The following is an 11,093-nucleotide window of genomic DNA, read 5'->3' as shown; positions in this document are numbered from 1 at the left end:
ACTCACCCATCCGCCGCTAACATTTAAAGAAGCAAGCTTCAATAAATGTTCGCTCGACTTGCATGTATTAGGCATGCCGCCAGCGTTCGTCCTGAGCCAGGATCAAACTCTCCATAATAGAGAAACTTGAATAGCTCAAATTTCATTTGCTGACTTCGAATCCGAAGATTCGTTTTTGTTTCGAATTTACGAAACGTTATATCTTGACGTTTTGCTGTTCAGTTTTCAAGGTTCATTATATAAGTAAAAACTTAACTTGCACATTCACTTCTGCGCCGCCGTCTCTCTGACAGCAACTATTCTAGTATAACATTTACAAATCACAATGTCAACAAGTATTTTCGAAGTTTATATTGTGTTAATAAAATTTGGAGCGAGTGAAGGGAATCGAACCCTCATCATCAGCTTGGAAGGCTGAGGTTTTGCCATTAAACTACACTCGCATTATAAGTTAACGCGCCCGGAAGAATTCGAATCCACAACCTTCTGATCCGTAGTCAGACGCTCTATCCAATTGAGCTACGGGCGCCCTGTTAGAATTGACAGCAAGGAAATAATAAGTTCCCTTATATTTGGTGCGGTAAAGAGGATTTGAACCTCCACAGGGTTAACCCCTACTAGGCCCTCAACCTAGCGCGTCTGCCGTTCCGCCACTACCGCATTATTTTAGCGACAATCTTTATTATATAGTATTTTAGAAGTTTGTCAACACTTTTTTATAACAAGTGTAATGAGCCATACAGGATTCGAACCTGTGACCCTCTGATTAAAAGTCAGATGCTCTACCAACTGAGCTAATGGCTCTCGATTATATAAATAGGCAAGTTCAACTCGGAACGCATTTGTTTTACATCTAAATAAATTGGCTGGGGTAGCTGGATTCGAACCAACGAATAACGGAGTCAAAGTCCGTTGCCTTACCGCTTGGCTATACCCCAATGCTTTTATAATTAAACATCAACAATTCTATTGTGGTATCTTAATTCATTTCTATACTATATTTTTTTCAAATGTAGAAGTTCACGTTTGTAAAGTGCGTTCAGTCTCATATCAACATCAAGTACGCGATTGAAGAGTTTTTCCGGCAATTACATTTTTCATAAGCGCCTGAAAAATTGCCTCAATATCAAAACTTCGTTTTGATAAGTAATTAGAATTTTGAAAGCGAAGCGCACTTTCAAAATTCTCTAATGACCCCTACGGGATTCGAACCCGTGATACCGCCGTGAAAGGGCGGTGTCTTAACCGCTTGACCAAGGGGCCTCAGTTTAATAGATATAAAAATAACGGCTAATAAATTACTTACAATATGTTGTTTTCTTAAGCCGACCTTTATTATTATAGACAGGTAGTTAGCTTTCGTCAACCCTCTTTTTGATTTTCTTTTAAATTAACAGTTAGACCGCGTTTTAACGCGGTCTAACTGTTTTCTATTTACTTATTGGTCTGCATCGAGATCTCTCCGGCACATTTTCCGCATCGATATTTTTGAACGTTTATTCTTCTTTTACGTTTATACTTCAATTCACATGATTCACATTCGTATATATAGAAGGAAGTCGATTTCTTATTTTCCGCACCTAACGGTTTGCAAAATCTTGGGGAGGATGTATCTTTTAATGATTCCCTAAAATCTTTGTCTCGATGTTTGTATCCCTTTCCTTCTAGATGCAGATGATAATGACAAAGTTCATGTTTGATTACACCTATCAGTTCATCCATCCCATGAACTTTTAATACTAATGGGTTAATTTCAATTGTATGATTAGCAAGCATATAACGCCCGCCTGTTGTTCGTAACCGCGGATTATGCTCTGCTTGATGAAGGAAAGGCTTTTTAAAGACGTTTATAGAAACGGTCTTGACAAGTGCCTGTAGTTCATCATTCGTCATCGCAATCCCCCCATTTATTTTTCAGTTTTTTTCGGTGGAATCATCGTTAAAGCAATTCTTCCTTTTTCACGATCCACTGCATCTACCCATACAGTCACTATATCACCTGACGCGACCACATCTAATGGATGTTTTACAAAACCTTTTTTCATTTTGGAAATATGAACGAGCCCGTCCTCAGTGACGCCAATGTCAACAAAGGCACCGAAGTCAACTACGTTTCTCACGGTTCCTTGCATTTCTAGTCCTTCGTAAAGATCTTTTGCATCAAGAATGTCCGCTTTCAATAGTGGTTGTGGATAATCGTCACGCGGATCTCTATTTGGCCTTTGCAAGGTTTCGATAATATCTTTCAAAGTAACTTCACCAACATCGAGCTCGATCGCCAAATCCTTTATGTTTAATCGGGATAGTGCTTCGGCAGTTTCTTTTTTGCCTAAGGATTCTTTCTTTACTTGCGCTTTTTCTAAAATGAGTTCTGCTGTCTTATAACTTTCCGGGTGAATACCGGTTGAATCGAATGGATCTTTCGCCTCCGGCACACGCAAGAAGCCAATTGCTTGCTCATATGTTTTTGCGCCTAAACGAGGAACTTTTTTCAATTCACTTCTTTTCATATAGAGACCATTCTCTTCTCTTGACTTAACGATGTTTTCCGCGACGGTTTTTGAAAGGCCCGCTACATATTGAAGCAGTGAAGAAGATGCTGTATTAACGTTAACGCCAACCCGGTTCACTGCAGTTTCAACTACGAAAGTAAGGGACTCAGACAACTTTCTTTTCGCTACGTCATGCTGGTATTGACCCACGCCTACAGAACCCGGATCAATTTTAACGAGCTCGGACAATGGATCTTGCAGTCTCCGAGCAATTGAAACTGCGCTTCGTTCTTCGACTTGGAGGTCAGGAAACTCTTCTCTCGCTTGTTCAGACGCCGAATACACACTTGCTCCGGCTTCATTTACAATAACGTACGAAACGCCAGCTCGTCCTTCTTTCAAGCAATCCGCGATGAACATTTCTGTTTCACGGGATGCGGTTCCATTTCCGATTGCTATAATCGAAATTGGGTATTTCTCCAAAATATTAATAATCTCGCGTTTTGATTTTTCTTTTTCCGGCTTTGGCGGATGCGGAAAAATAACTGAGACATCAAGTAGTTTTCCCGTTTCATCTACAACAGCAAGTTTACAACCAGAACGAAAAGCAGGGTCTACTCCAAGTACGAAATTCCCCTTTAAAGGCGGTTGTAGCAACAGGCTTTTCAGGTTCTCAGAAAACACATGAATCGCTTGCTCTTCCGCTTTTTCTGTAAGTGTTGACCGAATTTCACGTTCTATCGAAGGTGCAATTAATCGTTTAAACGAGTCTTGAATAGCTTCCTCCACCTGTGTTGCAGAAGGAGAATGCGGTTTGTTAATAAATTCTCGGGTCATAACACCGATAATTCGTTCCTCTGGAAAGGATACTGATAACCGTAGAACTCCCTCTTTTTCACCGCGATTAAGCGCAAGCGTGCGATGAGGTACAATTCGTTTTAACGGTTCATTATAGTCATAGTAGTTTCCAAAAACTTTACGTTGATCTTCTGCGTCTTTTCGTACTGTAGATACTATTGAAGCATCGGACCAAGAGATTTTTCGTATCGTTTCTCTTATGGCAGCGTCATCGGCAATGTTTTCGGCTATTATGTCACTAGCACCAGCTAACGCATCTTCAATGGTTTCTACTTCTTTTTCTGCATTAATGAATTTTTCCGCAAGCTCGTTCGGATCTGTTTCAGATAGTTTCAATAGTAATTCAGCAAGAGGTTCGAGACCTTTTTCTTTCGCCATTGCGGCACGCGTTCTTCTCTTTTGCATATAAGGTCTATATAAATCCTCGACTCGTTGAAGGACAGTCGCACCCTCAATTTTCTTTTTCAATTCTTCGTCGAGCTTGCCCTGTTCCTCAATTATTCGTAACACTTCTTCTTTTCTTTGTTCTAAACTTTTTACGTATCCATAAGAATCTTCAATCGCTTTAATTTGCACTTCGTCCAATGAGCCAGTTGCTTCTTTACGGTACCTGGCAATAAAGGGAACTGTATTTCCCTCTTCCAATAATGCAATTACTTTTTCAGTTTGACCAACTGGGACAGATGCCCGTGCTGCAGTCAGTTTTAAAATATGCTTCAATACATTTCCCACCTTTCATCATGTCCTCTATTTTAACACAAAAAAGCCTGCTTCCGTTTAATGAAGCAGGCTTCCCGCTATGAATGTTGCATCGTCTTCATGATTTATCGTTTCTATAACGCTTTGACTAAGTTGAGCAAGGCATTTCGTTTGTTTCAATAAGGCCTTTGGACTTGGCAATTGAATTCCATCAGAATGGAGAAAAAAGATGTCCCCTATATGGTAGTCATATTCTTGAGTATTCAATTTCTGGGGCTTCCCTGATAAATACCCCATTACTGGGAGTGGATAAATCATCTTCTTCCCATCTTGCAGCATATAAAATCTGACGTTTCCTACACAACTATATTGGATCATCATGCTTTTGTAATCAATCTTTACGATTGCAACAGCAGCGCCGCGTTTTTGAATCATATACTCATTACATCGGCTAAGCAGTTCATCGAGTGATTCATCATGATGCTTTTTAATGACATTCGGAATTATTTCCGCTGATTGACGCGCAATTGGCCCGCTGCCAAGTCCGTCGGCAATCGCACAAATGAAATAATCTTCTGTTGAATGAACAAAATACGTATCCCCGGATTCTCTATTCCCTGACTTTGCTCTATGATATATATTTATTTCGACATGTTCATTGACAACTGTCTCCACTAAGACACCCCACCAGTAGTAGATGCTGATATAGCTTCTTGTAATTTTTTAATCGCTTTTCGTTGGAGTCTTGAAACATGCATCTGTGAAATACCAAGTAGTTCCCCGGCTTCTTTTTGGCTAAGCTGATCAATATATGTATATTGAATAATTTGCTTCTCCCGTTCCGAAAGTACGACGAGCGCATCTAAAACTAGCATCCGTTGATCGGTTGCTTCGTACCCTTCGTCAGTAGAACCAATAAGATCAAATAGCGTTACTGTACCGCCTTCCGAATCGGCATCTAACGTATGATCCATCGATAGAGCCTGGTAACTTCTTCCCATTTCCATCGCTTCCAAAACATCATCTTCATCAATATCTAGATACTCCGCAATTTCATGAATTTGAGGGGAGCGTTGTAGTTCAGTCGTCAACTTTTCGACAGTCGCCCTTATTTTAGGTCCCAGTTCCTTAATGCGCCTAGGTACATGAATTGCCCAAGTCTTATCGCGCATAAATCTTTTGATTTCTCCAATAATCGTCGGAACAGCAAATGCTTCAAAGCTACGGCCGAAATCAGGGTCATACCGACGAATCGCACCTAATAAACCTAGCATTCCAACTTGCACTAAATCCTCATGATAGGATTTCCCATTCGAGTATTTGTGTGCAAGTGATTGCACTAACCTTTCATAATGAAGAACTAAATTTGTCTGTGCTTCTTCATCGTTCGTTTCTTGACATATCTTTATCCATTGTAGAACCTCATCTTTAGTATCGGATTTAGGAGGTGACTGTTTTGACATCCTTACCCACCTGCTCTTCACCAAGATATTTTGTCATAAAGACTGTCACACCCTCCTCGTGGTGGACTTTAACTTCATCCATGAGGGTTTCCATTAAATAAAGACCTAGTCCGCCCTCACGAAGGAATTCGACTTCCTCCGATTCGTTGTATGGTCCGATATTCTTTTTCGTTTCTTCATAATTAAAGCTTTCCCCGTGGTCGGCTATCATGATTTCAATTTTATCTTCAAAAAGAGCACAACCTACTACAACTTCACCTTCATTATCTTGGTACGCATGTTGGACTGCATTTGTCACAGCCTCACTTGTTGCTATTTTCAAGTCTTCAATCTCGTCGTAGTTAAATCCAAGTCGGCTCGCGAGGCCGGAAATCGTCAGTCGGGCAATCCCGATATACTGCGCTTTAGCCGGTACTCTAATTTCTACATAGTCATAGGGTTGCATCGCGATTTTCACCTACTCCCTTCTCGATGTCAATAATTTCATCAAGACCAGTAATTTCAAATAATCGTTTAACTCGATCATTTACACCAATAATTTTCATATATCCATCGTTTGCTTTTAATGTTTTATAAAATCCAACAAAAACACCTAGTCCAGTACTATCTATATAAGTTACATCTGTTAGATTTAATTCAGCTTGTAAGCCCGGTACATCTTGAACTTCTGCTAGTTTATCTTTTAATACCGGAGCTGTAAACGCATCGATTTCACCTGCAATATGAAAACGTTGAACACTATCTTCCTTTGACAATTCTACTGATAAGTTCATTTCCAACCCCCCGAATTTCTATTGTTTTTTTAAAGCTAAAGGTTCTATACCCTGCCTCTAAATAACTTAAACTAGTTTTTATAACCTTTTTTAAAAATCACGATAGAAAAGTCGTCATGTAGATGAAAGTTCTGCATTTCACCAAGTTGTTGGTATACGGTATCCGCAATTTTTTGGGCTGATTCATCTTTAACAGTTGTCAAAATCTCTTTAATAATTTCATCGTCAATAAATCCATCTTCAGTTCTTGTTTCAGTTACTCCATCGGTCATCATCGCAATAAAGTCGCCTTCATCTAATACAACACTTCGCTCTTCATAAGTCGCATTTGGCTGAACTCCCAGTAATAAACCTTTAGCATCAAGTTCGATAAAAGTATTTGAAGCCGCTTTATATAACAGTACAGGTTCGTGACCCGCAGATGCATAGGAAAATACCGAGCCATCGACTTCATATTTTCCGTAGAACATTGAAATAAACATCGAATCATCGACGCTTTCTTCTACAATTCGATTAACAACATCAAGAACAACATGGGGACTTGAATTTTGTTTTTGCATATTATCCATACCAAATTTAATCATGGACATGCAGAGTGCAGCGGGAATTCCTTTTCCAATGACATCGGCAACGGCAACACTTGCGTAGTTCGAATCATCGCTGAGAAAGTAAATATAGTCGCCGCTCATTTGCTTAGCAGGCACAGTCAAAAAGCCTATATCCAGATCGCTAAATGTCGGCACCCTAGTTTTCAGCAATGTATTTTGAACTTTTTCCGCAATCTTCATTTCCAATTCAAGTTCCTCTTGTTTTCGGATGAGACTTTGATGCTCTTGTAGTGCAAGCCCATAATGAATCATCATTTCAATGAGGAAATCAAAAGAATGCCAAAAGTCTTCAGGGGCATCTGGAAACAACTCCATTAACGCTGATTTATGAATTCCGATTACTTCTTCTGGCGATATTTCTTTTTCGATAAATCGTCTGCTAAACTTCTGACCCGCATATAAATCATTTTCACTTTTCGTATTGATATATCGATTCACTAATGCTTTATACTGTTTTTCTACCTCTTTTGGCATTTGCCCTCACCCCCTCAACGGAGCCATTTCACCGCAGTTATTGTCGTTCCTACACCTTGTTCGGACTGTACATTAAATTCATCCATAAGTCGTCGGACTCCTGGCATTCCTGCGCCCAATCCCCCCGAAGTCGAATACCCATCATTCATTACTTTTCGAACATCGGCGATACCGGGTCCTTCATCGGACGCAATAATCGTAATTCCATATTGGTTATTGTCATAGGTTCGTTCAATTTTGATATTACCTTTTCCTGCATATAAATAGATATTACGGGCCAGTTCGCTTATCGCTGTCGTGATACGAGCTTGGTCAACGGTACCAAAACCGATGCTTTTTGCTTCGTTCCGACCAAGCTGACGGGCAGCGACAATGTCCCATTCTGTAAAAATGTCCACAGAAGATCGGCACTCCATAGTTAGGCCTCCAATTCTATTTGAAGTTTATCCAGTCCGTTTTCCAAATCTAACGCTGTCATGACGTTTTCCAAACGTATTCCAAGCTCTATGAGTGTTATTGCTACTGCAGGTTGGATTCCGGTAATTACTACTTTCGCTCCCATTAGGCTAGACATGTTAATCACATCACCCAGGACTTTCGCGATGAACGAATCAATAAAATCAATCGGAGTTAAATCTATCAAGACGCCGCGCGCATTTTTCGAGTGCAATCTATTCAGCAAATCTTCTTGAAATTGAATCGCATTCTGATCGTCTAGTTCCCATTGAATGGATACGATTAAAATGTCGCCTAGTTTTAAAATCGGTATTCGCATATTCATTAATTTTCTACCTCCACTATTTTGCGATTCGTGAGTTTGAGCGCCTCCTGCATTCCACGTTGCAAAGTGCTTGTAGTTGTGAAATCTTTTAATTCAATTCCTAGAGCGACAATTGTTTGAGCTATTTCCGGTCGAATCCCGACGAGCATACATTTAGCTCCAATTAGTCGGACGGCATCTGCGGCCTGTATTATATGATGAGCAACCATTGTATCAACAACAGGAACTCCTGTTATGTCTAGTAATACAACTTCGGCGCGTTGTTTCACTACGCCATCTAGAATGTTTTCCATGATTAGCTTTGCACGCTCAGTATCGATCGTACCGACCAACGGCATAACCGATATTTTTTCGAAAACCGGGATTAGTGATGCTGATAGTTCTTGCAGTGCAATTCGTTGAAGCTTCACAGTACGTTCCCACTCAACGGCATACGCATCAATGATACTATTACGATGAGGAGATATCCATTTGCTGAAAGTTTTCATATACTCCCTAACGTTCGACTGATCGATGACCCCCTCTTCTTCCATTATCTCAAAGGTAATATCTGAAAAGTTCTCTATGGATTTATTGACAAATTTTATTGACCAACCAAAACGAACAACTTTTTCCGTGAAATCTGCTAATTTCTCAGGATTAATAGCTTCGGAATATTGTAAATTGGATGTCATTAATTCCGCAAATTCTCTGCTTGTCTTGTCAATTAGCTCGTCCGGCATAAAATGAAAGAAGCGTTCTTCCTCAACATCTTTCATGCGATACTCCCATCTTTCAAGAATACTGTCTAAATTTTCGTGAATGCATTTTGCCATTTTTTTATTCATGTTCGGTTCTTGCTCCTCCCTCTTATTTCTTAAATACGATAGTTCCCTCTATTGTAACGAATATATATTAAAAACACACTCTTTTAGTGGATCAATTGAAAAAAACACCACAGATAAAGCTTCTGTGATGTTCTTGTTTACTATATGTATTGTTAGAATTTGACGAGGCCGAAACTCACTTCTAGTGCTTCATCGACCTGTTCCATCAAAAATTCATCTAGATGTGTGATTCTATCGGTTAGCCTCGACTTGTCGATTGTACGGACTTGTTCGAGCAGGATAACTGAATCCCGCTCGAAATTATAGCGTTCCGCATCGATTTCAACATGTGTCGGCAATTTTGCTTTTTGAATTTGCGCTGTAATAGCCGCTATGATAACTGTCGGACTAAATCGGTTTCCAATATCGTTTTGAATTACCAGAACAGGCCTTGTTCCACCCTGTTCAGAACCAACGACTGGCGACAGATCTGCAAAAAAGACGTCTCCACGTTTTATTGCCAACTTCTCATCCTCCGCTAACGAGACGTTCCATCGTATGCTGGGCTTCAAACTCCACATGCAAGCATTCCTTGGCAATTTTCAAGTTGATTTGCGACATTTCGACATAACCCTTTATCATCGCTTCGCGAATCGTATCCGGTTCGTAATCTGATTCATATCTTTTTGTCGAAATATAAACAAAACCACTACGCTCCGGCTCCCGATGGACGACCGTATGTTCATTTTCATTCAACATTCGTTTCGGAATCTTAACAATGACTTCTCTCATGTTCTTTTTTGCACGCAATGTCAGCACCTCCAACAAAACCGTTCAATAGTTTACCTACCAATTCATCATAGCATCATTTGTCGACATTGAGAAGACATAGATACAAATAGATTGACAGGAATCTTTATGTTTCGTGGTTTTTTGTCGAAATTAGGCACTTGCTAGCGTGGAAAAGAACTTAACCATACACTCTAGGAATTCTTTTGGATAAGGAAACCGCTATTTCATATGGAATTGTGTCTAATCGTTCCGCCCACTCTTCCATGTTGATTTCCTCATTCCCTTGCTTACCAAGTAAAACAACTTTTTCGCCTACTGGCATTTCTCCAGGAAGCTTTACCATGCACTGATCCATGCAAATCGTTCCTACTATCGGGACTCGCATACCGCCGATTAACACTTCTTGGCCACGGAGCCCTCTACGCAATCCATCTGCATAACCAATCGGCAATGTGCCGATCCACTCATCTTCCAACGACTGATACGTTGCCCCGTAACTGACTGAACCGCCTTTTTCTAACCGTTTCACATGCGCTAATTCAGTTTCAAGCGATAGAGCTCGTTTGAGTGAAAAGGGCAACTTTTGCTGTACAAATTCGGATGGAGCTATCCCATACAACCCAATGCCAAAGCGAACTGCATCGAGTCTATAGTCTGGATAAAGCAGAGCAGCAGCACTATTCGATGCATGAACCAGACGAGGCTTTTCTGGAAATAATTCGACTAACTCCATAAAACGTTCATATTGTTCATCCGTTGTCTTGCATTGATCCATGTCTGCACATGAATAATGTGTAAAAACGCCATCCACTATCACTTGCTTAGACTTTTTCGCGAAGTTTATAATTGCGTTTAAGGACTCAGCATCTCTAACCCCATAGCGACCCATACCCGAGTCAATCTTCACGTGCACTTTTAAAGCATGGTCAAATTCTTTTGTTAAACAAACTTCTTCTAACCACTCTACCCCTGATACAGCAACCGTAATACTTAAATCCTTTGCTGTTTCAGCAAAGCCAACGGGGGATGGGCCCATGACGAGAATATCTTCGCTTATCCCGAATTCACGAAGCTTCACCGCTTCTTCCGGCGTTGCAACTGAAACCATTTTCGCTCCAGCTTCTATTGCCGCACGTGCAGTTTCAACATCGCCATGGCCATATCCATCCGCTTTAACAACCGCAATAATGGATGTCTTATCACCTAAATAGTTGTTTAAAGCCTTTACATTGTCTTTTATTGCGTCTAAGTTGATCATTGCTTTTGTTGGTCGAAACAACATCCTATTTGGCATATCTTTGACCTCGTTTACGGTGTAGTTCTATCTATTATCAATCTCCACCGCTT

Annotated in this window: 13 protein-coding genes, 6 tRNA genes and 1 rRNA gene; all 20 read right to left on the bottom strand. The window is 40.3% G+C overall.

The window, feature by feature from the left end; all coding sequences use genetic code 11:
* Window positions 1–118, bottom strand: a 16S ribosomal RNA gene (locus G8782_RS09750); the annotation flags it as partial.
* Window positions 119–369: 251 nt separating this feature from the next.
* Window positions 370–443: transfer RNA gene (locus G8782_RS09745), tRNA-Gly, on the bottom strand.
* A gap of 12 nt (window positions 444–455) precedes the next feature.
* Window positions 456–529, bottom strand: a tRNA-Arg gene (locus G8782_RS09740).
* A 44-nt stretch (window positions 530–573) separates the two neighbouring features.
* A tRNA-Leu gene (locus G8782_RS09735) sits at window positions 574–660 on the bottom strand.
* 71 nt (window positions 661–731) lie between these two features.
* Window positions 732–804: transfer RNA gene (locus tag G8782_RS09730), tRNA-Lys, on the bottom strand.
* 59 nt (window positions 805–863) lie between these two features.
* Window positions 864–938 (bottom strand) — tRNA-Gln (locus G8782_RS09725).
* 253 nt (window positions 939–1,191) lie between these two features.
* Window positions 1,192–1,263, bottom strand: a tRNA-Glu gene (locus G8782_RS09720).
* A gap of 171 nt (window positions 1,264–1,434) precedes the next feature.
* Complete coding sequence (locus tag G8782_RS09715; RefSeq protein WP_172370730.1) at window positions 1,435–1,893, bottom strand: SprT family protein; 459 nt, start codon at window positions 1,891–1,893, stop codon at window positions 1,435–1,437.
* A 14-nt stretch (window positions 1,894–1,907) separates the two neighbouring features.
* Complete coding sequence (locus tag G8782_RS09710) at window positions 1,908–4,070, bottom strand: Tex family protein (protein WP_216667820.1); 2,163 nt, start codon at window positions 4,068–4,070, stop codon at window positions 1,908–1,910.
* 57 nt (window positions 4,071–4,127) lie between these two features.
* Window positions 4,128–4,724, bottom strand: a complete 597-nt coding sequence (locus G8782_RS09705) for a SpoIIE family protein phosphatase (RefSeq protein WP_172370729.1) — start codon at window positions 4,722–4,724, stop codon at window positions 4,128–4,130.
* The gene (sigB, locus tag G8782_RS09700; RefSeq protein WP_172370728.1) at window positions 4,724–5,512 is read right to left on the bottom strand and encodes an RNA polymerase sigma factor SigB; all 789 of its coding nucleotides are present in this window, start codon (window positions 5,510–5,512) and stop codon (window positions 4,724–4,726) included. Before sigB ends, G8782_RS09705 begins: the two co-directional genes overlap by 1 nt.
* Complete coding sequence (gene rsbW / locus G8782_RS09695; RefSeq protein ID WP_172370774.1) at window positions 5,490–5,957, bottom strand: anti-sigma B factor RsbW; 468 nt, start codon at window positions 5,955–5,957, stop codon at window positions 5,490–5,492. The genes sigB and rsbW overlap by 23 nt, the downstream gene beginning before the upstream one ends.
* Window positions 5,944–6,285: an STAS domain-containing protein gene (locus tag G8782_RS09690; protein ID WP_172370727.1), complete on the bottom strand. Its 342-nt coding sequence runs from the start codon at window positions 6,283–6,285 to the stop codon at window positions 5,944–5,946. The genes rsbW and G8782_RS09690 overlap by 14 nt, the downstream gene beginning before the upstream one ends.
* 71 nt (window positions 6,286–6,356) lie before the next feature.
* Window positions 6,357–7,367, bottom strand: a complete 1,011-nt coding sequence (locus tag G8782_RS09685) for a PP2C family protein-serine/threonine phosphatase (protein ID WP_172370726.1) — start codon at window positions 7,365–7,367, stop codon at window positions 6,357–6,359.
* A gap of 14 nt (window positions 7,368–7,381) precedes the next feature.
* Window positions 7,382–7,783: an anti-sigma regulatory factor gene (locus tag G8782_RS09680; protein ID WP_172370725.1), complete on the bottom strand. Its 402-nt coding sequence runs from the start codon at window positions 7,781–7,783 to the stop codon at window positions 7,382–7,384.
* Between the two features lie 2 nt (window positions 7,784–7,785).
* The gene (locus G8782_RS09675; RefSeq protein WP_172370724.1) at window positions 7,786–8,148 is read right to left on the bottom strand and encodes an STAS domain-containing protein; all 363 of its coding nucleotides are present in this window, start codon (window positions 8,146–8,148) and stop codon (window positions 7,786–7,788) included.
* Window positions 8,148–8,975, bottom strand: a complete 828-nt coding sequence (locus G8782_RS09670; RefSeq protein WP_172370723.1) for an RsbT co-antagonist protein RsbRA — start codon at window positions 8,973–8,975, stop codon at window positions 8,148–8,150. The genes G8782_RS09675 and G8782_RS09670 overlap by 1 nt, the downstream gene beginning before the upstream one ends.
* Window positions 8,976–9,127: 152 nt before the next feature.
* The gene (locus G8782_RS09665) at window positions 9,128–9,478 is read right to left on the bottom strand and encodes a type II toxin-antitoxin system PemK/MazF family toxin (RefSeq protein WP_172370722.1); all 351 of its coding nucleotides are present in this window, start codon (window positions 9,476–9,478) and stop codon (window positions 9,128–9,130) included.
* A gap of 4 nt (window positions 9,479–9,482) precedes the next feature.
* Entirely contained in the window at window positions 9,483–9,764 is a 282-nt protein-coding gene (locus tag G8782_RS09660; protein WP_246231620.1) for a transcriptional regulator, read from the bottom strand.
* Window positions 9,765–9,924: 160 nt separating this feature from the next.
* Entirely contained in the window at window positions 9,925–11,040 is a 1,116-nt protein-coding gene (alr, locus tag G8782_RS09655) for an alanine racemase (RefSeq protein ID WP_172370721.1), read from the bottom strand.
* Between the last annotated feature and the right edge of the window lie 53 nt (window positions 11,041–11,093).

The organism is Sporosarcina jiandibaonis, assembly GCF_013184495.1.
In the GTDB taxonomy this organism is placed as follows: domain Bacteria; phylum Bacillota; class Bacilli; order Bacillales_A; family Planococcaceae; genus Sporosarcina; species Sporosarcina jiandibaonis.
Note: the sequence above shows the minus strand (reverse complement) of the source record. Positions and strands in the feature narration are given on the sequence as shown.

Bases quoted from the DNA above. Each gene is read 5' to 3' on its own strand.
- sigB (WP_172370728.1), bottom strand. From the start codon at position 5,512: ATGTCAAAACAGTCACCTCCTAAATCCGATACTAAAGATGAGGTTCTA.
- G8782_RS09685 (WP_172370726.1), bottom strand. From the start codon at position 7,367: ATGCCAAAAGAGGTAGAAAAACAGTATAAAGCATTAGTGAATCGATAT.
- G8782_RS09670 (WP_172370723.1), bottom strand. From the start codon at position 8,975: ATGAATAAAAAAATGGCAAAATGCATTCACGAAAATTTAGACAGTATT.
- G8782_RS09675 (WP_172370724.1), bottom strand. From the start codon at position 8,148: ATGAATATGCGAATACCGATTTTAAAACTAGGCGACATTTTAATCGTA.
- rsbW (WP_172370774.1), bottom strand. From the start codon at position 5,957: ATGCAACCCTATGACTATGTAGAAATTAGAGTACCGGCTAAAGCGCAG.
- G8782_RS09690 (WP_172370727.1), bottom strand. From the start codon at position 6,285: ATGAACTTATCAGTAGAATTGTCAAAGGAAGATAGTGTTCAACGTTTT.
- alr (WP_172370721.1), bottom strand. From the start codon at position 11,040: ATGCCAAATAGGATGTTGTTTCGACCAACAAAAGCAATGATCAACTTA.
- G8782_RS09680 (WP_172370725.1), bottom strand. From the start codon at position 7,783: ATGGAGTGCCGATCTTCTGTGGACATTTTTACAGAATGGGACATTGTC.
- G8782_RS09715 (WP_172370730.1), bottom strand. From the start codon at position 1,893: ATGACGAATGATGAACTACAGGCACTTGTCAAGACCGTTTCTATAAAC.